At 68.8% G+C, this 21,779-nt stretch carries 21 protein-coding genes and 1 riboswitch; of the genes, 9 read left to right on the forward strand and 12 right to left on the reverse strand.

Annotated features, from left to right (window positions below; all coding sequences use genetic code 11):
* Nucleotides 1–23 precede the first annotated feature (23 nt).
* Nucleotides 24–2,123 carry a 4-alpha-glucanotransferase gene (malQ, locus tag J4E04_RS05580; protein ID WP_490150117.1) on the reverse strand — a complete coding sequence of 700 codons (2,100 nt, stop codon included), beginning with the start codon at nt 2,121–2,123 and terminating at the stop codon, nt 24–26.
* A 109-nt stretch (nt 2,124–2,232) separates the two neighbouring features.
* On the opposite strand from malQ, the gene J4E04_RS05585 reads away from it, so the two are divergent.
* The 4 genes from J4E04_RS05585 (at nt 2,233) to J4E04_RS05600 (ending at nt 5,707) form a co-directional block, all read left to right on the forward strand.
* Nucleotides 2,233–3,333 (forward strand): hypothetical protein, encoded by a 1,101-nt coding sequence (locus J4E04_RS05585; RefSeq protein WP_490150118.1) that lies wholly within the window; start codon nt 2,233–2,235, stop codon nt 3,331–3,333.
* Between the two features lie 106 nt (nt 3,334–3,439).
* Nucleotides 3,440–4,828: an OFA family MFS transporter gene (locus tag J4E04_RS05590; RefSeq protein ID WP_051613185.1), complete on the forward strand. Its 1,389-nt coding sequence runs from the start codon at nt 3,440–3,442 to the stop codon at nt 4,826–4,828.
* On the forward strand, nt 4,825–4,950 hold the full coding sequence (locus J4E04_RS05595) for an MFS transporter small subunit (protein WP_261770158.1): 126 nt from the start codon (nt 4,825–4,827) through the stop codon (nt 4,948–4,950). The genes J4E04_RS05590 and J4E04_RS05595 overlap by 4 nt, the downstream gene beginning before the upstream one ends.
* The gene (locus J4E04_RS05600; RefSeq protein ID WP_490150119.1) at nt 4,943–5,707 is read left to right on the forward strand and encodes a YqjF family protein; all 765 of its coding nucleotides are present in this window, start codon (nt 4,943–4,945) and stop codon (nt 5,705–5,707) included. Before J4E04_RS05595 ends, J4E04_RS05600 begins: the two co-directional genes overlap by 8 nt.
* On the opposite strand, the gene J4E04_RS05605 is transcribed toward J4E04_RS05600, so the two are convergent.
* The 10 genes from J4E04_RS05605 to J4E04_RS05650 all read right to left on the reverse strand — a co-directional run bounded on the left by J4E04_RS05605 (nt 5,704) and on the right by J4E04_RS05650 (nt 15,886).
* A complete protein-coding gene (locus J4E04_RS05605; protein WP_490150120.1) occupies nt 5,704–6,927 on the reverse strand; it encodes an SfnB family sulfur acquisition oxidoreductase in 1,224 nt (407 codons plus the stop codon). The genes J4E04_RS05600 and J4E04_RS05605 overlap by 4 nt on opposite strands.
* Complete coding sequence (locus J4E04_RS05610; RefSeq protein ID WP_490150121.1) at nt 6,924–8,105, reverse strand: LLM class flavin-dependent oxidoreductase; 1,182 nt, start codon at nt 8,103–8,105, stop codon at nt 6,924–6,926. Before J4E04_RS05610 ends, J4E04_RS05605 begins: the two co-directional genes overlap by 4 nt.
* 65 nt (nt 8,106–8,170) lie before the next feature.
* Complete coding sequence (locus J4E04_RS05615) at nt 8,171–9,316, reverse strand: alkaline phosphatase family protein (protein ID WP_490150122.1); 1,146 nt, start codon at nt 9,314–9,316, stop codon at nt 8,171–8,173.
* A 31-nt stretch (nt 9,317–9,347) separates the two neighbouring features.
* Nucleotides 9,348–10,721 carry a TY-Chap domain-containing protein gene (locus J4E04_RS05620; protein ID WP_490150123.1) on the reverse strand — a complete coding sequence of 458 codons (1,374 nt, stop codon included), beginning with the start codon at nt 10,719–10,721 and terminating at the stop codon, nt 9,348–9,350.
* A 47-nt stretch (nt 10,722–10,768) separates the two neighbouring features.
* Nucleotides 10,769–11,062 carry a GNAT family N-acetyltransferase gene (locus tag J4E04_RS05625; protein WP_027504953.1) on the reverse strand — a complete coding sequence of 98 codons (294 nt, stop codon included), beginning with the start codon at nt 11,060–11,062 and terminating at the stop codon, nt 10,769–10,771.
* 9 nt (nt 11,063–11,071) lie between these two features.
* Nucleotides 11,072–11,818 carry an ABC transporter ATP-binding protein gene (locus J4E04_RS05630; protein ID WP_222639156.1) on the reverse strand — a complete coding sequence of 249 codons (747 nt, stop codon included), beginning with the start codon at nt 11,816–11,818 and terminating at the stop codon, nt 11,072–11,074.
* Nucleotides 11,815–12,609, reverse strand: a complete 795-nt coding sequence (locus J4E04_RS05635) for an ABC transporter permease (RefSeq protein WP_490150124.1) — start codon at nt 12,607–12,609, stop codon at nt 11,815–11,817. Before J4E04_RS05635 ends, J4E04_RS05630 begins: the two co-directional genes overlap by 4 nt.
* On the reverse strand, nt 12,587–13,621 hold the full coding sequence (locus J4E04_RS05640) for an ABC transporter substrate-binding protein (RefSeq protein WP_490150125.1): 1,035 nt from the start codon (nt 13,619–13,621) through the stop codon (nt 12,587–12,589). The genes J4E04_RS05635 and J4E04_RS05640 overlap by 23 nt, the downstream gene beginning before the upstream one ends.
* Nucleotides 13,618–14,370 carry a TenA family protein gene (locus J4E04_RS05645; protein WP_490150126.1) on the reverse strand — a complete coding sequence of 251 codons (753 nt, stop codon included), beginning with the start codon at nt 14,368–14,370 and terminating at the stop codon, nt 13,618–13,620. Before J4E04_RS05645 ends, J4E04_RS05640 begins: the two co-directional genes overlap by 4 nt.
* A riboswitch (TPP riboswitch) is annotated at nt 14,364–14,459 on the reverse strand. (Overlaps the previous gene by 7 nt.)
* Nucleotides 14,460–14,488: 29 nt before the next feature.
* A complete protein-coding gene (locus tag J4E04_RS05650) occupies nt 14,489–15,886 on the reverse strand; it encodes a sugar porter family MFS transporter (RefSeq protein WP_027504958.1) in 1,398 nt (465 codons plus the stop codon).
* Nucleotides 15,887–16,034: 148 nt separating this feature from the next.
* Here J4E04_RS05650 and J4E04_RS05655 point away from each other — a divergent pair, with 148 nt between their 5' ends.
* Nucleotides 16,035–16,424, forward strand: coding sequence for an SRPBCC family protein (locus tag J4E04_RS05655; protein ID WP_222632754.1), 390 nt, complete (start codon nt 16,035–16,037; stop codon nt 16,422–16,424).
* A 46-nt stretch (nt 16,425–16,470) separates the two neighbouring features.
* Nucleotides 16,471–18,015 (forward strand): carboxylesterase/lipase family protein, encoded by a 1,545-nt coding sequence (locus J4E04_RS05660; RefSeq protein ID WP_490150127.1) that lies wholly within the window; start codon nt 16,471–16,473, stop codon nt 18,013–18,015.
* Between the two features lie 6 nt (nt 18,016–18,021).
* Here the strand turns inward: J4E04_RS05660 and J4E04_RS05665 are convergent, their stop codons facing one another.
* Entirely contained in the window at nt 18,022–18,321 is a 300-nt protein-coding gene (locus J4E04_RS05665; protein ID WP_027504961.1) for a DUF1540 domain-containing protein, read from the reverse strand.
* A gap of 167 nt (nt 18,322–18,488) precedes the next feature.
* On the opposite strand from J4E04_RS05665, the gene J4E04_RS05670 reads away from it, so the two are divergent.
* From J4E04_RS05670 to hydA, 3 genes are all read left to right on the forward strand, one after another.
* Nucleotides 18,489–19,451, forward strand: a complete 963-nt coding sequence (locus J4E04_RS05670; protein ID WP_490150128.1) for an LppP/LprE family lipoprotein — start codon at nt 18,489–18,491, stop codon at nt 19,449–19,451.
* A 73-nt stretch (nt 19,452–19,524) separates the two neighbouring features.
* On the forward strand, nt 19,525–20,361 hold the full coding sequence (locus J4E04_RS05675; protein ID WP_490150129.1) for a nitrilase-related carbon-nitrogen hydrolase: 837 nt from the start codon (nt 19,525–19,527) through the stop codon (nt 20,359–20,361).
* The gene (gene hydA, locus J4E04_RS05680; protein ID WP_490150130.1) at nt 20,358–21,776 is read left to right on the forward strand and encodes a dihydropyrimidinase; all 1,419 of its coding nucleotides are present in this window, start codon (nt 20,358–20,360) and stop codon (nt 21,774–21,776) included. Before J4E04_RS05675 ends, hydA begins: the two co-directional genes overlap by 4 nt.
* The last annotated feature ends 3 nt before the right edge of the window (nt 21,777–21,779 follow it).

Below are 21,779 nucleotides of genomic sequence, written 5' to 3' on the forward strand. Positions count from 1 at the left end.
CGCGTCGGCGGGGTGAGGGCGTCTCAGTACTGCACCAACGGGTCCGCGCGCCGCAGGTCCTCCACCGAGACCGCGCGGCCCGCGGCGTCGGCGAGGGGAACGCGCCAGTTCCGATACTGGGTCTCGTCGGTTCCCGGCTGGTTCTGGATGCGGTGCTCGCCGACCATGTCCACCAGTGCCACTCCGATGAGCAGGGACGGGCTGCGCTGGATCAGCCGGTACAGCGCCGCGACCGTCTCCCCGGTGGACGCACCGTCCGCGAGCAGGCCACGCTCGCGCGCGAGGTCCAGCACGGACTCACGCTGTTCCTCGTCCTGCGCACGCTCCTCGTCGACGGCTCTCTCGAGGAGGCCGAGCCGCGATCGCAGATCGATGTGCTCACCCGCCAGGTACCCGGCGGTGGGCGGCAGGTCGTGGGTGGTCACCGAGGTCAGGCACAGCTCGCGGTACTTCTCCGGGGCGATGGGGCCGTCGTCGTCCCGCTCGAACCACAGGATGGACGTGCCCAGCACGCCCCGCTCGGCCAGGTAGTCCTGGACGACGGGTTCGAAGACGCCGAGGTCCTCACCGATGACCACGGCGCCGGCCAGTTCCGCCTCGAGCGCGAGGATGCCGATGAGCGCCTCGTGGTCGTACGTGACATAGGTACCGCCCGCGGGAGTCTCGGCATCGGTGGGGATCCACCAGAGCCGGAACAGTCCGAGGATGTGGTCGACCCGCAGCCCGCCCGCGTGCTTGAGCACGGTGCGCAGCATGTCACGATACGGTGCGTACCCGAGTTCGGCCAGCCGGTCGGGCCGCCAGGGTGGCTGGTTCCACTGCTGCCCTTGCTGATTGAAGTCGTCCGGGGGAGCGCCGACGGTCACGCCCTCGGCCAGTGCGGAACCCAGGGACCAGGCGTCGGCACCCGAGAGCTGCACTCCCACAGCCAGATCGTGCACGACACCGATGGCCATTCCGGCCCGGTGCGCGGTGGCCTGGGCCTCGGCCAGCTGCTCGTCGCAGATCCACTGGAGCCAGCTGTGGAACTCGATGCGATGCGCGAGTTTCGCCTGCTGCCGCTGGACCCACGGCGTGCCGGGGGCGGCGGCCTTCGTCTGCCATCGCGTGTCGTCCGGCGACAGCTTCTCCGTCAGTGCGCACCACGTGGCGAAGTTGTGCAGGCCCACGCCCTCCGCGGCGCGGAACTCGTCGAACGCGGCCTGGCGGGACGCGCTCCGCGGAACAAGGAAGATCGCTTCGAGCGCACGGAGTTTCGCGCGCAGAGACTTGTCCCTGTCCAGATCGTCCGTGCGACCGTCGGCGCGGTGCAGTCGGCGCGCGGTGTCGCGGATGCGGGCATACCTGTCGCGCGGCAGCATCGCTGTCTCGCGGATGTTCTCGACGCGGATGTAGAGCGGATTGAAGAATCGACGGGTGGTCGGCAGATAGGGCGAGGCCTCGATCGGTGGCCGCGGCGCCGCGGCGTGCAACGGATTGACCAGGACGTAATCCGCTCCGTGCTCGCCGCCCAGGATCGCCGCCATGTCGGCCAGATCGGCCAGATCGCCGATGCCCCACGACTGTGCGGACCGGATGGAGTAGAGCTGCGCCAGCACGCCCCATCGTTGACGATCGGACAGTCCCTCGGCGGTGGACAGACGGGCCGGCGTGACGACCAGCGTGCACGACGCCTCGAGACCGTCGTCCCCCTCCGCGCGCAGCGTGTGCCATCCGAGCGGGAGATCGACCGGGACGGCGAACGTGGCTCGGCCGACGAGGGCGCCGTCGATCTCGCGGGGGTCGACCCAGACGTCCTGCTGAGCCGCCTCGCGCGTGCCGCCGTCCTCGAGCTCGACGGTGACCGTCACGGACGTCCCGTGCGGCACGTGGACGGGAACGTGGTGATCCTTGCCGGACGTGACCACGACGACCGCCGGCACGGTGCGCCGCCAGGGTGCCTCGTCGTGATCGACGATCGCGGTCTCGATGTCGTCGTCGCTGTCGACGGGCACGTCGAGCGCCGTCAGGACCGAGCGGAGGGTGGATTCACCGACGTCGCGGCGGGCCTTGTCCCACCCCTCGTACGACGTGGCGACGCCGTGGAGCCCGGCGAGGTGGCGTAGTCGTTCGATGTTCGTCACGCTTCGATGGTAGTGCCGCGCGGGGGTGGCCGCGGACGTGAGAACCGTGTCCCGACTCGATCTGGAACACTGGTGGCACCTGCAGAATCGGTGGGGGAGGTGGAGAACGGTGACGAGTGACCCCGCGGACATGCGTGCCCGTCGAGCGGACACCGTGCGGAACATCGCCGAGTCGACGCGCATCGAGTCGGACCGGTCCGGACGCGCTCACGAGCCGCTGTCCGACCGCGCCGCGCTGCTCGTCGCACTGGGTCGTCTCGATGAGGAGACGCGCGGCATCGCGCTCGCGCGCCTGCGCGCCGGCCGGAAGTTCCCCGCACTGGGCGGATTCGGCACCCTGCGGCTGATCACGGAGGAGCTGCACTGGATCGACGGTCGCACGGCCGTACTGCGCACCGGGCCCACGCGCCTGGCTCTGCTGCAACGGCACGTGCTGCTCGAACGTCGACTGGGGTCGTACCGCACGCGGTTCGTGATGAGTTCCGGTCACTACGCGTCGGGGGTCCGCGCGATCCGCCGGGAGCGGCGCGAGGGCATCCACCTCGACGTCGACCAGCGCACCGCCCTCTTCGAGGCGTTGCGGCACACGCCGACTCCGCTCGGTGTCGGACCGGGTCCACTCTCGCGAGCCCGAGGGATCCTCGGCGGCGCCGCGGCGGAGCGCCTCGACACGCTGCACGCGCGGGGCGCCGACGTCGTCCGCACCCTCGCGGGCACGGACGCGGATCGGTTCGCCGATCGCTACGACACCCTGCTGTTCCTCGCCGGGATGTACCACGACCGGATCCTCTCCTCGCGGATCTGGCGCTCGGACCTGTTCGCGGTGGCCCGGGCGCAGCTCGACCCGGGAACCGAACTGGTGCAGATCGCGGTGGACGTGGTCGCACTCGCCCAGTTGGACGCGGAACTCACCGCGGCCTTCGAGGCGCAGGGGGACACGGTGGACGAGGAGGGTCGACGCGAGGTGCTCGTGCGCCGAGCCGATCTCATCCCGGTGTGGGATCAGGTGATCGACCGGGTCGCCGCGTTGTCACGCGTGGTCGACGAGATCGCGGTGGCGGAGATCGAGCACCGGAGCCTGGACGCCGTGCATCGCACCGTGGGCCTCGACCAGCGCATCGACGATCTCATCTCCCGGTCCGGTACGCGGGAGATCTCGGCCGACAACACCCATTCGGTGTCCGATCAGATCTCGCGGGACACGCTCTGACGTGCGCCCGTGCCTTCGTCCTGTTTGGAACGAGTCGGATCGGTGAAAGCACGGTAGTACGCGGTCGACCTCTGAGCGCGTGACCCGCGCCGGAAGGACGACCTCCATGCCAGCAGTACTCGAACGCGCCCGTATCGTCGCGCCACCGGGATGGAGCCGCTGGCTCATTCCGCCGGCCGCCCTCGCGATTCATCTCGCGATCGGCCAGGCCTACGCGTGGAGCGTGTTCAAGGCCGCCATCTCGTCCGACACCGCCATGGGACTGAGCGGGACGATGACCGCGATCCCGTTCCAGCTGGCCATCGTCATGCTCGGCCTCTCCGCAGCCGTGCTCGGGACGAAGGTGGAGACGCATGGTCCGCGGTGGGCCATGACGATGTCGCTCCTCTTCTTCTGCTCCGGGCTGCTCATCTCCGCCCTCGGCATGAGCCTCGACCAGTTCTGGTTGGTGATCGTCGGATACGGACTCGTCGGCGGCATCGGCCTCGGCATCGGGTACATCTCCCCGGTCTCCACGCTGATCAAGTGGTTCCCCGATCGCCCGGGCATGGCGACGGGTATCGCGATCATGGGATTCGGCGGCGGCGCCCTGGTGGCCTCGCCCCTGACCACCAAGCTCCTGTCCGCATACGGCGGCAACACCGATGCCTCGATCGCCACGACGTTCCTCACGCTCGGCCTCGGCTACGCCGTCTTCATGGCGCTCGGCGTCGTGCTGATCCGGGTTCCCGCCGACGACTGGAAGCCGGCCGGGTGGACGCCACCGCAGACCCCGGCGGGTCAGCACACCGCCCGCGTGTCCGCGGCGAACGCCGTCAAGACCCCGCAGTTCTGGTTGCTGTGGATCGTGTTGTGCTTCAACGTCACCGCCGGCATCGGTATCCTCGAGCGCGCCGCGGGCATCTACACCGACTTCTTTCCCGACCCCACCGCCCCGGAATCCGTGGTGGCAGCGGCCGCGGGCTTCGTCGCGTTCCTCTCGCTGACGAACATGCTCGGCCGGTTCGTGTGGTCGTCGGTGTCCGACCTGGTGGGTCGCAAGAACATCTATCGTCTCTACCTCGGTGTGGGCGCGCTTCTCTACCTGTACATCTCGCTCTTCACGAACACGAACAAGGTCCTGTTCCTCGTCAGCGCGATGGTCATCCTGTCGTTCTACGGTGCAGGCTTCGCCACGGCGCCCGCCTACCTGCGTGACCTGTTCGGCACCTATCAGGTCGGGGCCATCCACGGACGACTGTTGACGGCCTGGTCGGTCGCGGGCGTGCTCGGACCACTGATCGTCAACGCGATCGCCGACCTCGGCGAGGAGGGAACCACCGGACGGTACGTCCCCGCGTTCGTGACGATGATCGTCCTGCTGTCCATCGGCTTCGTCGCGAACGAACTGATCAAGCCCGTGGATCCGAAGTACTCGGAGCCGGACCCGGAGGCGACGACGCCGGGCACTGCGACCGACGAGGGTACGAACGACAAGAACGAGGCGACGGTATGAGCGAGACGAAGCAGGGCGCGCGTGTGCCCGTCGTGGTGGTGTCCTGGCTGTGGGTCGGGGTTCCCTTCGCCTGGGGTGTCTACGAGCTGATCCTCAAGGCCAAGAACCTCTTCGGTGCGTGATCGGAGCGTCGATCTCTGGCCTCGCCCGCCTGTTCTGCCGCGCCCCGTGATCATGGACCAGCGGTGGGAACGCCTCGTGTTCCTGCACTGGCGTGTCGCCCCGGACGTCGTCGCGCCGTTCCTGCCTCGCGGCATCGCGCCCGACACGATGGACGGGTACACCTATGTCGGACTGATCGGCTTCGAGATGGTGGGGGCCGGGTTGGGGTACGGCCGACCGGTACCGCGACTCGGAACCTTCGGCGAGATCAACGTGCGGCTCTACAGCCGCGACGGTGACGGTCGCCGAGGGGTCGTGTTCCGTTCTCTCGACGCCACCCGTGCCGCAGTGGTGCTGGCCACGAACGCGGCGGGGGTGCGGTATCGCTGGTCGCACATCGACATCGTCGACGACGGTGATCCTCGGAACCGGGTCGTCGGCTACCGCTCTCGGCGACTGGCACCGCCACACCGTGGTGCGACGACCGACTTCACCGTGTCCCCCGGCGACACCGACATGTCCGACGATCCGCTGTCGGTGTTCCTCACCGCTCGGTGGGGGATGCACACGTCCGTCGCGAGCCGACCCGTCTTCGTCCCCAACACCCACCGCCGGTGGCCGCTGCGCGCGGCGACCCTGGTGCGCTGCGACGACCAGCTCATGGCCGCGGCGGGCGTGGGGGACCTGGCCGCCCGTCCGCCGGACTCCGTGCTGTACTCCGACGGAGTCCGGACGCAGTTCGGCCGTCCCTACGCCGCGACACCGGTGCGCGACTAGATCAGTCCGTGGCGCGGCGGGTGCGCCCCGGTGAGCGCGTACCGGCCGACGTGCTGAGTCTTCCATCGCACAGGGTCGTGGAGCGTGTGGGTCCTCGCGTCGCGCCACAGCCTGTCCAGCCGTAGAGAGGCTGCGGCACTGCGAGTTCCGCCCGCGTCGAACAGTGCCGTGGTGGCGTCGAGGGACGCACGCGCCGAGGCGACCTTGGCCGCTGCCGTCGCGATGGAGGCCGCGGCGGCGCTGTCCGGTGTGAGCTCGCGCTCGGCCACGTCGATCGCCTCGCCGGCCTCGCGCACGAGCGCCTCGGCCCCGCGCACCCCGATCTCCACTTCGCCGAACTGCTGCAGCAGCAACGGATCCCGGTCGGCCGTCGCCACGTCGGCGTCCACCGGAGGGCGAGCGACGACCACGACCTCGCGAGCGATGTCGACGGCGGCGCGGGCGATGCCGGCGTCGATGGCGGCGTGCAACAACTGAGCGCGCGCCCCGTAGGTGGTCGCGCCGTCGAAGAGGGCGGAGTACGGCACGAGGGAGTCGGCGGGCACCACGACGTCCGTCAGGGTCACGGTGCCGCTGGCCGTCGTGCGCTGCCCGAGCCCGTCCCAGTCGTCCTCGACGAGCACCCCGGGTGCGTCCGCCGGGATGTAGGCCAGCACCTTCCGGCTCTGATCACCCTGCTCGCCGGGGCCCGCCTGCACGCCGCGGACCACCAACCAGTGTGCGAAGAGCGCGCCCGTCGAGTAGTACTTGGTGCCGTTCAGCGACGAGGTGCCGTCCGGACGGGACGTCACCGTGGTCCGGTCGACCGCGATGGACGGTGTGCCGCGCTCGCTCTGGGCGTTGGCGAAGCGGCGACCGGCGAGGGCCTCGGCGAAGAAGCGTCGCTGTTGCTCCGTCGATCCCTGTCGCCGCAGCGCGTCGAGGAAGGTCATGTGGCTCTGCGGTATCTGCGCGATGCTGGCGTCCCCGCGAGCGAGCGAGAGGAACACCGAGGCGAGGGTGCGCGCCGAGACCGGCCTGCCGCCGAACTCCGCGGGCACGGTGATGCCCAGCAGTCCCGACGCGGACAGCAGGTCCAGTTCCGGGCCGGGCAGCCGTCGATCGCGGTCACGTTCGATCGCGGACGGGGCGATCTTCGCCCCGAGCGCGGCGGCGACGGCCAGCGCAGCATCGTCGTCGAGCACCGGCGGCAGCGTCCTCGGGGCGGGTTCGGTGGTCATCGGGCGGGGAGGAACGGGGTGTGGCCGGTGGCGCGTGCCGCGGCGCCGCCGGAGAACAGTCCGCGGCTGCGCAGCTGGGGAATGACACCCTCGCCGAACCAGTACAGCTCCTCGAGATGTGGATAACCGGAGAGAACGAACTCGTCGATGCCGACGGCCGCGTACTCCGCGATGCGATCGGCCACCTCGGTGTGGCTCCCGACGAGGGCCGTTCCGGCTCCGCCGCGCACCAGGCCGACACCAGCCCACAGGTTGGGGGAGATCTCGAGTGCGCGCGGGTCCTTCCAGGACCCGGTCCTGCGGCTCTCCTCGTGCAGGGCGAGCATCGCGCGCTGGCCCACCGACTCGCTCCGCGCCAGGTTGGACTGCGCCGTCGCGACGGCGTCCTCGCCGAGCGCCTCGACGAGCGCGCCAGCCTGCTTCCAGGCCTCCTCGGACGTGTCGCGGGTGATCACATGCAGGCGGATGCCGAAGCGCACGGTGCGTCCGCGCTCGGCCGCGAGTCCGCGGATCCACTCGATCTTCTTCGCGACGGCCGTGGTCGGCTCACCCCACGTGAGATAGACGTCGGAGTGGTCCGCCGCCACCGGGCCCGCAGCGGGAGAGGAGCCGCCGAAGTACAGCGGAGGCGTGGGGTCGGGGAGGAACGGCAGCGACGCGTCCTCGACCTGGATGTGCGTGCCCTGGTGCGTCACCGACTCGCCGCGCCAGAGGCCGCGGACGATGGTGAGGAACTCGTCCGTGCGGGCGTACCGCTCGTCCTTGGACAGGTGATCGCCGTACTGACGCTGCTCGTGAGCCTCGCCCCCGGTGACGACGTTGAGCAGGAGTCGGCCGGGCGCATGGTTGCTGAACGTCGCCGACATCTGCGCCGCGAGGGTCGGGCTGATCAGACCCGGTCGGAAGGCGATGAGGAATGCGAGCTTCTCGGTCTCGCGGGCGAGCATCGCCGTGGTGAGCCACGCGTCCTCGCACCACGCGCCGGCCGGGGTGAGTGCACCGGTGAAGCCGAAATCCTCGGCCGCGCGGCCGATGGACGACAGGTACCCGATGCTCGCGCGACGATCTCCGCCTGCGGCGCCGACTCGCGTGCCGTGTCCGCCGCCGACGATCGCCCTGCTGTCGCCGTAGGTGGGAAGGAACCAGTGCAGGGCGAGAGAAAAGTTGTCGAGGGTCACTCGTCCCACCGTAGGACCGTCGCGGCGCCCCGCGAAGCGTTGGAATCAGGGCGATTCTTGGCGTGTCAGCCCCGTGCCACGAGGAGAGGAACGGTCATCTCGACGTCGGTCAGGGAGCCGTGATGGCCGGGCAGCGCCGACTGGTTCGGTTCGGCCCCGCGGCGGATCAGGGCGCCGTCGCCGAGAGCCAGAGCCAGGACGTCACCGATGCACGCCGCGACGTCGGGGCGCACCGACGGCCCGAACCAGCCCCGGGAGACCGCATCGTCGCGGCCCACCACCAGGTGGTCCGGACCCAGGGTCTCCCGCCAGGCATCGAGCACCGTGGCAGCGGCGCCGGCGTCGGCGAAGACGTGGCGCGCGCGGGGTTCGCCGCAGATCATCCGGACGTCGGCGGTGAGCGCGGGCGTCGCGTCGATGTCCACGCGGGTGCCGATCTGCACCATCCCGTGATCGGCGGTGACGATCAGCGCTGCGTTGGAGGGCAACTCGCCGAGGATGCCGGCGACGATGGTGTCGACCTGAGTCAGCTCGTGGCGCCACGCGTCGGAGTCCGGCCCGCGCACGTGGCCGGTGAGGTCGAGTTCGGACCAGTACGAGTAGACGAGGGACCGCCGGCCGCGCCGCAGCGCGCGCGAGGTCTCGGCGACGAGGTCGCCCGCGGACACCGACGCGGAGAAGTCCCCGCCGCGCAGCACGGCGCGGGTGAGCCCGGACTCGCGCTGGTAGGACGGCGCGATGCGAGTGACGGACACCCCGTCCGCCGCGGCGCGCTCGAACACGGTGTCGCGAGGTTGGAACTGTTCAGGAACGAGCTCGGCGAGCAGATCGACGCGGGGTCCCTGACCGTGCAGACGCCAGTGCAGCGGATTCATCGGACGGTCGAAGCCGGGCACGGCGGTGAGGTAGCCGACGATGCCGTGCTCACCGGGCGTGCGTCCGGTGCCCAGTGACGCCAACGACGTCGCGGTGGTGGACGGGAACGTGGCGGTGACGACCCGCTCGGTGAGCGAGGAGAGTGTCGGCGCTGCCGAGGCGTGCGCCGCCAACTGTCGAGCTCCGAGGCCGTCGACCAGCAGTACGCAGACCCGCCGGACCCCGGACAACCCCAGCCCGACGGTGTCGGACTCACCGGGGACGCCGAGTGCGCCGAGCACCGACGGCAGAAGATCGGACAGGCTGTCGCCGCCGTAGCGCGGAGTGGTCACCACACATCGAAGGCTATCGGCAGCACCCTTCTCGTCAGTCGAAGAGGCTGTCACCGGTTCCGCCGGCGAGGTCGGTCCCGAACAGGTCGAGCTGGGAGCCGGACGACCGCGTCGGTCCGTCGACGCGGTCGGCGGCCAGACGCCGGTGCGCGGAGGTGAGGATCGCGGAGGTGGTGCGCCAGACCCGCGCATCGAGACCGGCCGACGCGGCGACTCGCGGATCGGTGTCGTCGAGCGTGCGATCGAGGGCGGAGAGCTCGCACTCGCGCGCCACGTCCAGGAAGCGGACGACGCGCGTGCGATCGTGTCCGCACGCGTTCAGCACCTCCTCGACGTCGATGTCGGCGCCGCGCTCCCACACTGCCTCGGCGATCGCGCGCAGTGCCTCGGGAATCGCCGGACCGCCGTGCTCGTCCGTCCCGTCACCCGCGTCGTACTCGGGCGTCGGTTCACCGAACGCGTCGAGGTAGGGCCGCGCCCCGAGCCCGGCCCGGAGATGCTCGGCGGCCTCGCCGGCGAACTTCTCCATGACGGCCAGCATGTCGGCCACGTGCTGCGGGACGAACGGCACCACCGTGACGTCGATGGTGGCGACGATGCGATCCTCGTCCAGCAGCACTTTGACGTGCGGCCACCGGCGATTGACGTCGTTGACGACCGACAGTGCTCGCGCCTCGTCGGTGACGCCGGCCGCGAGCGGCGCGAGGATCTGTACGAACGGTGCCTCCGGGGTGGGGCACAGGTAGAGCCAGGCCGGCCCGAGACGGAACGGGTAGTCGCCGTCCTCGTCGGGGTGCGGCACGAACCCGAGGATGTGCAGGAGCGTCTGCTCGATGATCTCGAGACGGGCCTCGGGACCGGACGTGCGGACCGGCCGCAGCGGGTCGAACGGGACAGGGTCGGACGGCGGCGCGTCCTCGGGGTCCGTGGACGACGCGCCGAACCGGTCCTCGATCAAGGGGCCGCACAGGTCACCGTCCAGCTCGAGGAACGACGGATGCGGGACACCCCACACCGAGTGCAGGACGCGGACAGCGGCGTCGGCGAGTTGGTCGGCGTAGCGCCGCGGGCGATCGACGAACCAGTTCACCGGCTCGTCGTCGCGGCGAGCGGTGTGCGGGAGCGACGGCGGCGGCGCGAACCCGAACTGCTCCAGCAGTGCGCGCCCCTCGGACGTCCACCGGCGATGCTCGGCGAGGTACTCGTCCGCCAGCACCTCGCACCGGACCGTCTCGTCGTCCCATCCGTAGAACTGCAGGCACGGCGGAACCGGATCGGAGTCGGCGTGCGGGCACGCGAGCACCAGAGAGTGTCCCGCCGGCATCCCGTCGAGGTGATCGGCGAGCAGGGTGCGGAACCGGCTCCAGGCGGCCTCGGGCGAGAGGTCGACACTGTTCAGGTCGTTCATGGGGCGACCGTAACGCGGCCCACCGACACGGTGTCGCGAGTCCCGGCTCACACGGTCAGATCGGCGTACTCCTCGTGCGTCTCGACGAAGTGGTGCACGTAGGAGCACGACGGGACGATCTTCAGCCCCGCGGCGCGTGTGTCGTCGAGTGCGTGACGCACCAGGACGGCCGCGAGTCCGCGGCCGCGGAACTCGGGAAGCGTCACGGTGTGGTCGAAGTCCCGGACCGTCGGATCGGTCTGCCGATACTCGGCGTAGCCGGCGACCTCCTCACCGACGAGGATCTCGAAACGCTGACGATCGGGATGGTGCTCCACGCGGGTGTCGTCTGTGTCTGCCATGGACCGAACCTACTCGCCCGCGCCGGGACGAGGGCCCGTGCTTCCGAGGGCGTCCAGCAGTGCGCGTTCGTAGGTCGCGAACTCCCGCGTGGTGGCGGTCTCGGCGCGTCGCGGCCGCGGCAGATCGATGCTCACGTCGGCGACCACCCGCGCGGGCCGCGGCGACAGCACGACGACCCGGTCCGACACCTGCACCGCCTCCCGGATGTCGTGGGTGATCATCAGGACCGTCCAGCGGTACCGCTGCCACACCTCCTGCAACCAGTCCTGCATGGCCGTCCTGGTCAGCGAGTCAAGAGCGCCGAACGGCTCGTCCAGCAGCAGGACGTCGCGTCCCTGCACGACGGTCCGGAGCAGTGCAGCCCGCTGCCGCATCCCGCCGGACAGCGACGAGGGGCGTGCGTTCTCGAAGCCGTCGAGGCCGAAGACCGGGAACAGGTCGCGGGCCCGGCTCCGCGCCTGCGCCCTCGGAACCCCCTGCACCTCCAGCCCGAGTGCGGTGTTCGCGAGAACCGAACGCCACGGGAACAACAGATCCTTTTGCGGCATGTACGCGCAGCGCGGTGTCACCACGGTGCCGCTGTCCGCGTCGTCGAGACCGGCGAGGAGGGTGAACAGCGTGCTCTTGCCGCAGCCGCTCGGGCCGACGATCGACACGAACTGTCCTCCCTCGACGGCGAGGTCGATCCCGTCCAGTACCGGTGTCCCCGGGTAGGACTTGCGCACCGAGGTCAGCTCCAGAACAGGATCCGTCATCGCGTTTCCTCCTTCGCCGCGAGCGCCCACGGCGCGAGAAGCCGCTCGGCCACGAACGTGAGGAGGAAGAGTGCGATGCTGCACACCGCCGTGACCACGACCGCGGCCAGCACGAGATCCGTGCGGAACGCGTTCTTCTGCTGCGCCATGTAGATGCCCAGACCCGACGTGGCGCCGACGTACTCGGAGAAGACGGCACCGACGACGGCGTAGGTGATCCCGATGCGGAGCGCGGTGAAGAAGCGCGGCAGCGCGGACGGGAGCCGGACGTACCGGAACTGTTGTCGCCGTGACGCTCCCATGCTGCGCAGCAGTGCGTCGGACTCCTTGTCCGCGGAGGCGAATCCCTCGATCAGGCCGAGGGTCATCGGGAAGAACGTCACCAGCGCGATCACCAGGAGCTTGGGGAGGATGCCGAATCCGAACCAGATGATCATCAGGGGAGCGACGGCGATGACCGGCAGTGTCTGCGACACCACGAGCAAGGGAACGATGGCGCGGCGCAGCCACGGCGAGAAGTCCACGGCCGTGGCGATGATCCACGAGATCGTCAGGGAGACGGCGAAACCGAGCAGAGTGACCTGAATGGTGGACGATGCGTGACCCGCGATGACGGCACGGTTCGTCCAGCCCTGATCGACCACGCGGGCGGGGGAGGGGAGTACGCGCGGCGAGATGCCGCTGACGACCACGCACACCTGCCAGGCCGCCACGAGGCCCGCCGCGAGCAGCAGCGCCGGCGCGTACCGCCCCACCTGTCCGCCGCGCTCAGCCCTGATCGAGGTACTCATCGGTGAAGTAGGTCGACCAGTCGGGCTCGGTGGTCAGCGGTGCGCCGTCGGGCCCGGCCAGGACACCGGCGTCGAACAGGAACTTCGAGTACCCGGACCATCGCTCCAGGGTCTGCGTCCCGACGCGGCCGTTCTCGTCGAGCATGTAGTCCTCCGCCAGCATGCGCTGACTCTCGACGACCAGGTCCTCGTCGGGAAATGCTCCCGGGTTGGCGTCGATCAGATCGCGCGCGCCCGCGTCGGGATCGTCGGCGGCCTTCTGGTAACCCTTCTGCAAGGCCTGCACGAACTGTCGCGCCTGTTCGGGGTGCTCGGCCATCCACTCGTCACCGCCGTCGACGACGATCGCGTACGAGTCGGGGAAGCCGAAGTCGGTGTAGTCGAAGTACGTCATCGGGGTTCCGGCCCGCTCGGCCTCGAGACCCTCCCACGCGAAGTAGGAGACGGTGAAGTCCGCGGTACCGGAGTAGACCGCCTCGTACGCGGACGTCCCGAGCACCACGGTCTCGAAATCGCCGGTGCCACCGTCATTCTCGATCACCTTGCGGAGGGTGGCCTCCTCGCCCGCATCGCCGAACCCGGCGTAGGTCCGCCCGTCCAGGTCGCGGGGGCTCCGGAGGTCCTGCCGGTCGGCGCGGACGCCGATGCCGGTGGCCCAGTGCTGCAGCGGCGCCATCACCGAGGTCACCTTCGCACCGGCGGCGCGGGCGTAGGTGGCGGAGCTGTGGAAGCTGATCCCGAACTCGGCGTTACCGGAGTCGATCAGCGTGTCGGGGGACGTCGAGTTGTACGGCAGGATCTCGACGTTAAGTCCGGCGTCCGCGAAGTAGCCCTCCTGTTGGGCGACGAACAGGCCCGTGTGGTTCGTGTTGGGTGTCCAGTCGAGCGCGAAGCGGATCGTGTTCGCGTCGGAGGCATCGGACGTGGCGCAGCCCGCGAGACCCGCGGCGGCGACGAGCGACACGGTGAGCAGAGCCGCGACGCGCTCGACCCTCGTGTGCCGCGCCCTCATGCGTCCGACCCCGAAGCAGGCCAGGGCACGGTGTTCAGGGCGGTGTCCCAGAACAGCAGTTCGTAGCGCATCGCCACGACGAACGCGTCACTCATCCGCTGTCGTTCGGCCGGGCCGGCCACCTCGGCAGCCGCGTCGACGAGCTCGCGGGCGCGCGCGGCGGAGGTCTGGAAGTCCTCGGCGTCGTACGTCGTCACCCACCGGGCGTACGGGTGGTGCGGATCGGCGTCGAGCACGGCGCGGGCCGAGGCCGCGAGTCCGCGGCCGACCTCGGCGTAGATCCAGAAACAGGGGAGCGCGGCCGCGGCTCCGACGGCGTAGGAGTCGGTCGCCGCCGTCGCCGTGAGGAACGAGACGTACCCGAGGCACGCCTGGCTGTGCTCGACCGGCGTCTCCGACGGACCGCCGAGTGCGACGTCGGCGAGAAGGCTGGTGTGCAACGACTTCTCGACCGTCGCGGCCGTGGCCGCCGACGTGGCCCAGAACGCTCCGGCCTCCGGATCGACGGCGCGCGAGGACAGGAGGGCCAAGGCCTTCGCGTATCCCTCGAGGTAGAGGCCGTCCTGCTCGATGTACGTCCGGAACGACGTGATCGGCAGGGTGCCGTCGCCGAGTCGGGTGAGGAACTCGAGATCGCCGATCCGGGCCCGCAGGCCTGCCGTGCGGTCCCAGAGGAGGTCGGTGAAGCGTGTGAGGTCGGCTGCATCCGTGGTGGAGGCAGCGTCGACCGCATGGTCGTACGGCGTCATGGCCGTGACATCCCTTCGTCAGAATTACCTGCATCAGGTTCTCGGGTGTGGTCTCAGCCTCGCGACGCGAAGCACCCCGTGTCAGAACTCGCCGACCATAGCACCGGCGGTCGTGCGGCTACTTCATGTCCTCCAGTTCCATGCCCTTCGTCTCGGGGATCTTGGACTTCACGAAGAAGAACGACAGGGCGGCGAAGAGTGCGAAGCCGCCGTAGACGATGGAGAGTCCGACCATCTCGGTGAGCGACGGGAACAGCAGCGAGATGACGAAGTTGGCCACCCAGTTCGCGGCCGTACCGATGCCGAGAGCCATGGCGCGCATACGGTTCGGGAACATCTCGCCGAGCAGGACCCACATGATCGGTCCCCACGTCGACGCGAAGAAGATCACGAACAGGTTTGCGCCGATCAGCGCCACGACGCCCCAGGGATCGGGCAGGGAGACCTCGTCGCCGGTGCCGATCTGCTGGGAGAACGCGATCGCCGCCATGAGGAGACCGACGAACATACCGATGGAGCCGGCCATGAGCAGGTTGCGCCGACCCACCCGGTCGACGAAGAGAATGGCCACGAACGTCATGGCCACGTTGATCACGGAGGTGATGACCGACGTGGTGAAGGACTGACTCTCGGTGAAGCCCACCGACTTCCACAGTGTGGTGGAGTAGTAGAAGATCGCGTTGATACCGACGAACTGCTGCAGGACGGCCATGATGATGCCGACCCACACCAGCGGCTGCAGACCGAAGCGCGGACCGCGGATGTCGGCGAACGACGAGCGCTGCTCCTTGCGCAGAGTCAGGCGGATCTCGTGGATGCGCTCGTTGGGGTGCTTCTCGCCGGTGATGTTCGCGAGAATCTGCGCGGCCTCCTCGTCGAGGTGCTTGCCCACGAGGTAACGCGGCGACTCGGGGATGAGCAACGCGAGGACGCCGTAGACGACGGCCGGGATCACGCCGACGATGAACATCCATCGCCAGGCCTCGAGGCCGAGCCACAGGTCGTTGGACGCACCGTCCGCACGATCCGCCAGCACGGCGTCCGAGAGCAGTGCGGCGAAGATGCCGATGGTGATGGCCAGCTGCTGCAGCGACGCGAGGCTGCCGCGCATCCGGGCCGGCGAAATCTCCGCGATGTACGCGGGGGCGATCACCGACGCGATGCCGATGCCGAGACCGCCGAGCACACGCCACAGCATCAGGTCGGGAACGCTGAAGGCCAGACCCGAGCCGACCGACGAGATGATGAAGAGCGCGGACCCGAGCAGCATCACCTTCTTGCGTCCCCACCGGTCGGCCAGTCCGCCGGCGAACCAGGCGCCCGCCGCGCACCCGAGCAGGGCGATCGCGACGGTGAAGCCGGTGAGGAACTCGCCGAGGGCGAATCTGCCCTGGATGGAGTCGACGGCGCCGTTGATGACGGAACTGTCGAAACCGAAGAGGAAGCCGCCGACGGCGGCCGCAATGGTCACGCCGATGACTTTGGCCGTGTGATTGGCCGATGCCTGTGTGGTCATCCTTGTCCACCTACATGTCGGCCACCGGCCGCGCCGGTCGATGGCGGAGGAGTTTCGCTTGGTTCGGACCCTACGCCCGGCGCGACCGCTGTGGAGCGGCGACCTGACGGCAGTTTGAGCAGCGCCGGAACGGTGAATCCCGCCGGTCATGAAGAAGACTCTGCGACGCACCGGCGACGCCTCCGCCGACGTCGCGTGGGAGCGGTACATGGACCTGTCGCTCTGGTCGACGTGGGCACCGCAGATCATGGGGGTCGACGCGTCCACCGACCGTCTCGCCGCCGGCACGACCGGCACGGTGCGCGGACCCCTCGGCGTGCGGGTGTCCTTCGAGGTCCACTCCGTGGACGAGGCCGCACGGGTGTGGTCGTGGCGCGCGTGGATCGGCGCTCCGAGTGCCGGGCTCACCCTGGAACACGGTGTCGACAGCGCGGGGTCGGGCTCGTCGACGTGGTTGGTCGTGGACGGTCTGGCACCGCTCGTCCTCGGCTACTCTCCAGCGGCCCTGTTCGCGCTCGGTCGACTGGTGACAGCGTGACGACCATCGGGGTCCGATCCCCGCACTCCCTGTAACGTCGGTCCTCGTGGGGGCAACCGAGAGCAGCCATGTCGTCTCGTCGCGCGACGGTGAGATCCGCGGCTACGGGCACGGCGACGTGGTCAGTTGGAAGGGCATCCCGTTCGCGGCGCCACCCGTGGCGGAGCACCGATTCCGCGCACCACGCCCACCGGAGCCGTGGGACGGGGTCCGCGACGGCAGGACCTTCGGTGCGATGGCACCGCAGGGCCGTGACGGCCCGATTCCCATGGACTCGTCCATCCCGATGGACGAGGACTGCCTGACGCTCAACGTCTGGGCCCCGACACCGGACGGCATCTCCCGTCCGGTGATGGTGTGGATCCACGGCGGCGCCTACGTCCTGGGATCATCTGCGCAACGGATCTACAACGGGCGCAACCTGTCCCGCCTCGGTGAGGTGGTGGTCGTGACCGTCAACTACCGGGTGGGCGCGCTGGGGTGGTTGGACCTGTCGTCGTTCGACACCGACGGCAGCGTCTTCGAGACCAATCTCGGGCTCCGCGACCAGATCGCGGCGCTCACGTGGGTGCGCGACTGCATCGCCGCGTTCGGCGGCGACCCGACCAACGTCACCGTCTTCGGTGAGTCGTCCGGTGGCGCGTCGGTGACCACTCTCATGACGTCACCGCACGCGGAGGGTCTGTTCCACAAGGCGATCGCCCAGAGTTCCCCGGCCACGTCGGTGTACGGCCCGGAACGCGCGCGCACCGTCGCGCAGCGGTTCCTCGAACTCGTCGATCTGCCCGCGGAGCGTGCGGAGGAGCTGCGGGCGATGCCGGTGGAGAGGCTCGTCGAGGCGGCCGAGAAGCTGGTCTACGAGATTCCCGAGAAAGTGCCCGGCACATTGGGATTCGCACCCGTCGTCGACGGTGACGTGGTGCCGCGGTATCCGGTGGCCGCGTTCCAGAAGGGCTTCTCGCACGACGTCCCGCTCATCATCGGGTCGAATCACGACGAGGCATCGGTGTTCCGCCTGATGAAGTCGCCGTTGATGCCCGTCACCTCGGACACGGTGAGCACGATGTTCGAGGCGATCGCCGTCGACCATCCCGACCTCTCACCGGCTCGTATCGCCGACATCCTCTCCGCGTACCCGGATCTGCCGAAGAGTGCGGGCGCGCTGGCGCTCTCGCGCGACGCAGGGTTCCGGATGCCGAGCCTGTGGATCGCGGAGGCCCATTGCCGACGAGCGCCGACGTTCGTCTACCGTTTCGATCACGCGACACCCGTGCTGCGCGCGGCGCGTATCGGCGCCGGTCACGCCACCGAGTTGCCGTACGTCTTCGGCAATTTCGGGACCTTCGACCGGGACCCGACCTTCTGGCTGGGTGGGCGCAAGGCAGCGCAGCAGGTCTCCCGGCGAATGCAGCGACGCTGGGTGGCGTTCGCGTGGCACGGGGTTCCTGCTGCGCTGGACGGGTCGAAGCACTGGGCGCCCTACGACGAGCGCCGTCGCACTCTCGTCATCGACGGGCGTGATGCTCTGGTCGAGGATCCGGACCGTGAGCTGCGCGAGATCTGGGGCGAGAAGGTGCTCGGCTTCAGCTGAGGTTAGTCAGGCCTTGCTGTAGGTGAGGCAGTTCGCGGTGTCCGACGACTCGCCGGCGCCGATGCGGACTGCTGCCGCGCTGCACTCGAGGTTGTCGTTGAACGAGCAGTCGACGCGCTGGCACGCACCGACCTGGGTGGAGACGGTGTCGAGACCGCCCTTGGTGCTCAAGGGAATGAACGTGCCGCAATCGGCCGTTCCGTTCGAGCCTCCGACATTGATGGCGAAGGCGTGGCATCCGTCGTGGTTGTACGAACAGGCGCTGACACTGCACTCACTGACGCGGGGCATTTCGAGGGAAGTCATGACGATGACGGTAATACGCGAAAAGCGTCTCCACCAGCAAGGTCAGGCTGACCTAGATATGGTCACCCTTTCTACAACAATGATGTTTCCTATTCTTTCGGGTCACGGATCGATGACGAATTCGTCGACGACGTAACGATCGGTCTGTTCGCTCGGATGGACAGATCATGAGACGAACACTTCTCGCGACCCTGGCCGTCACCGTGCTGTTCGCGAGCGGGTGCTCCGACTCCGGCCAGGGCTCCGCGGCGCCACCTCCTCCGAGCACCACCACGACCTCGACAGCGGTGGGTACGGAACCCGCGTCGTCGGCCGCGCCGGAACCGTCGACCGCGTGTGTGGAGGACTCCGTCGTGGCGGCGGGCATCGAATCGCTGCCCCAGTTCTTCGGTAACGGGTGGCGGCTCGTTCGCCAGGGCGATCCCTGCGCGACGCTCTCGTGGGCGCTCGCCGCGCTCGACGGGGGTACGGGGTCGAGTCCGTGGACGGTGCTGTTCTTCCACGACGACACCTACCTCGGCACCGCCACCGCGTTGCCGTACTCGTTCACCGACGTCGCCTCGCAGACCGACGACACGGTCACGGTGTCGTACGGGTGGCTCCGGGAGGGTGAGTCCACCTCGCAGCAGTCCGGCGGACCCGGGTTCGTCCGCTACACCTGGAACGGATCGTCCGTGGTGATGCTGGACGACCTGCCGCAGGAGGTGGTGGACGGCAACAGGCAGACTCCTGCCGATCCGTGCCTGGACGACTCGGTGGTCGCCTCCGCGATCGACTCTCTGCCCACCTTCTCCGGCAGCGCCTGGAGCCTGTACAGCCAGGGCGATCCGTGCGCCACGCTGGCCTGGGCGGTGGCCGTCCCCGACGGTGCCACCGGTTCGAGTCCCACGACGGTCCTGTTCTTCCACGACGGCGCATACCTCGGAACGGCGACCGCCCGTCCGTACGCGTTCACCGACATCGATCCGTATGCGCAGCTGGACGACACAGTGACGGTGTCGTACCGATGGCTCAGGGACGGAGAAGCGACCGCGGAGGTGTCCGGCGGACCGGCGCTGGTCCGTTATCGCTGGAACGGCTCGTCGGTGGACATGCTCGACTCCCTGCCTCCCGAGGTGGCGAACGGCTGAATTCCACCGGTGGACGACCCGGCCGATCGGGTGCAGGATCACCGGTACGGGGCCGACGCGGAGGTGTCATGTCATGACTGTCGTTCGAGCAGCACTGGTTCAGACCACCTGGACCGGCGACAAGGAATCGATGATCCAGGCCCACGAGGAGTACGCCCGCCAGGCAGCCGAGCAGGGCGCGCAGGTGATCTGTTTTCAGGAACTGTTCTACGGCCCCTATTTCTGCCAGGTGCAGGACGCGTCCTTCTACGACTACGCCGAATCGGTTCCCGGACCCACCGTCGAGCGTTTCCAGTCCCTCGCGAAGGAACTCGGCATGGTGATGGTGCTGCCGGTCTACGAGAAGGAACAGGCAGGCATTCTGTACAACACCGCTGCCGTGGTGGACGCGGACGGCACGTACCTGGGCAAGTACCGCAAGCACCACATTCCGCACCTGAACGGCTTCTGGGAGAAGTTCTACTTCCGCCCCGGCAACCTGGGCTGGCCCGTGTTCGACACCGCCGTCGGCAAGGTGGGGGTCTACATCTGTTACGACCGCCATTTCCCGGAGGGCTGGCGCGCACTCGGACTGGCCGGTGCGGAGATCGTGTTCAATCCGTCCGCCACCTCGCGAGGCCTGTCGAACTACCTGTGGAAGCTCGAGCAACCGGCGTCGGCCGTGGCCAACGAGTACTACATCGGCGCGATCAACCGAGTGGGAGTCGAGGAGTTGGGCGACAACGACTTCTACGGTACGAGCTACTTCGTCGATCCCGAGGGGAAGTTCGTCGGCGAGGTCGCCTCGGACAGCGCGGCCGAAGTGATCGTCCGCGATCTGGACCTGTCGCTCATCGCGACCGTCCGCGATCGGTGGGCTTTCTACCGCGATCGCAGACCCGACGCCTACGGTCCCCTGGTGACACCGTGACGACCACGTTCGTCCACGGGGGCATCGTCGTCTCGCCGACGGGGTCGCAGCCCCTGGACGTCCTGATCGACGGTGAGACGATCGTCGCAGTGCTGCAACCGGGTTCGACGCTTCTGGGCGCCGACCTCGCGTCGTCGAGCGACGTCGTCGTCGACGCGACCGGGAAGTACGTGATCCCCGGAGGGGTCGACGGCCACACCCACATGGAGATGCCGTTCGGCGGCACCTTCGCCTCCGACTCGTTCGAGACGGGGACGCGCGCTGCCGCGTGGGGCGGAACCACCACGATCGTCGACTTCGCCATCCAGAACCCCGGGATGCGCGTGCAGGACACCCTCGCCACGTGGCACGACAAGGCTGCCGGTTCGTGCGCCGTCGACTACGGCTTCCATCAGATCATCGGAGACGTCGACAGCGACTCGTTGAAGGCCATGAGCGAGTTGGTCTCCGAAGGTGTCACCAGCTTCAAGTTGTTCATGGCCTATCCCGGCGTCTTCTACTCGGACGACGGGAAGATCCTGCGGGCGATGCAGACTGCCGCCGAGACCGGCGCGCTGCTGATGATGCACGCGGAGAACGGCATCGCCATCGACGTCCTGGTCGAGCAGTCGATCGCACGCGGTGACACGGCGCCGTACTTCCACGGCACGTCCCGGCCGTGGCAGCTCGAGGAGGAAGCGACGCATCGCGCGATCATGCTGGCCGACGTGACGGGAGCGCCGCTGTTCGTGGTCCACGTGTCGGCGAAACAGGCGCTCGAGCAGATCGCGACGGCACGAGGCAAGGGGCAGAACGTCTTCGCAGAGACGTGTCCGCAGTATCTGTACCTCTCGCTCGAGGAGCAACTCGGTGCGCCGGGCTTCGAGGGTGCGAAGTGGGTGTGCTCGACCCCGCTCCGGTCCCGTGCAGAGGGGCACCAGGACGAGCTGTGGCGGTACCTCCGCACGGGCGACGTCTCGACGGTCGGCACGGATCACTGTCCCTTCTGCATGAAGGACCAGAAGGAGATGGGTATCGGCGACTTCTCCAAGATCCCCAACGGAATCGGGTCGGTCGAGCATCGGATGGACCTGATGTATCAGGGTGTGGTGTCGGGGAAGATCACGCTCGAGAAGTGGGTCGAGGTGTGCTGCACGACGCCGGCACGCATGTTCGGGATGTACCCGCGCAAGGGCATCGTGTCGCCCGGTGCCGACGCGGATCTGGTGGTCTACGACCCGAACGGCCGCACCACCATCGGAGTCGAGACACACCACATGAGAATGGACTACTCGGCCTACGAGGGCATGACCGTGGACGGCCACGTCGACACGGTGATCTCCCGCGGAACCGTCGTCGTCGACCGCGGCGAGTACCTGGGCCGCGCCGGGCACGGCCGTTTCGTGCGCCGCGAACTGTCTCAGAATCTGGTGTGAGGG

The organism is Rhodococcus sp. NFXS4, from assembly GCF_058139645.1.

What these genes read in the sequence shown, in the direction of transcription:
- J4E04_RS05645 (WP_490150126.1), bottom strand. Translation starts at nt 14,370, where the DNA reads ATGACGCCGTACGACCATGCGGTCGACGCTGCCTCCACCACGGATGCA.
- J4E04_RS05625 (WP_027504953.1), bottom strand. Translation starts at nt 11,062, where the DNA reads ATGGCAGACACAGACGACACCCGCGTGGAGCACCATCCCGATCGTCAG.
- J4E04_RS05620 (WP_490150123.1), bottom strand. Translation starts at nt 10,721, where the DNA reads ATGAACGACCTGAACAGTGTCGACCTCTCGCCCGAGGCCGCCTGGAGC.
- J4E04_RS05655 (WP_222632754.1), top strand. Translation starts at nt 16,035, where the DNA reads ATGAAGAAGACTCTGCGACGCACCGGCGACGCCTCCGCCGACGTCGCG.
- J4E04_RS05595 (WP_261770158.1), top strand. Translation starts at nt 4,825, where the DNA reads ATGAGCGAGACGAAGCAGGGCGCGCGTGTGCCCGTCGTGGTGGTGTCC.
- J4E04_RS05590 (WP_051613185.1), top strand. Translation starts at nt 3,440, where the DNA reads ATGCCAGCAGTACTCGAACGCGCCCGTATCGTCGCGCCACCGGGATGG.
- J4E04_RS05605 (WP_490150120.1), bottom strand. Translation starts at nt 6,927, where the DNA reads ATGACCACCGAACCCGCCCCGAGGACGCTGCCGCCGGTGCTCGACGAC.
- J4E04_RS05675 (WP_490150129.1), top strand. Translation starts at nt 19,525, where the DNA reads ATGACTGTCGTTCGAGCAGCACTGGTTCAGACCACCTGGACCGGCGAC.
- J4E04_RS05650 (WP_027504958.1), bottom strand. Translation starts at nt 15,886, where the DNA reads ATGACCACACAGGCATCGGCCAATCACACGGCCAAAGTCATCGGCGTG.
- J4E04_RS05635 (WP_490150124.1), bottom strand. Translation starts at nt 12,609, where the DNA reads ATGAGTACCTCGATCAGGGCTGAGCGCGGCGGACAGGTGGGGCGGTAC.
- J4E04_RS05630 (WP_222639156.1), bottom strand. Translation starts at nt 11,818, where the DNA reads ATGACGGATCCTGTTCTGGAGCTGACCTCGGTGCGCAAGTCCTACCCG.
- J4E04_RS05670 (WP_490150128.1), top strand. Translation starts at nt 18,489, where the DNA reads ATGAGACGAACACTTCTCGCGACCCTGGCCGTCACCGTGCTGTTCGCG.
- J4E04_RS05640 (WP_490150125.1), bottom strand. Translation starts at nt 13,621, where the DNA reads ATGAGGGCGCGGCACACGAGGGTCGAGCGCGTCGCGGCTCTGCTCACC.
- J4E04_RS05665 (WP_027504961.1), bottom strand. Translation starts at nt 18,321, where the DNA reads ATGACTTCCCTCGAAATGCCCCGCGTCAGTGAGTGCAGTGTCAGCGCC.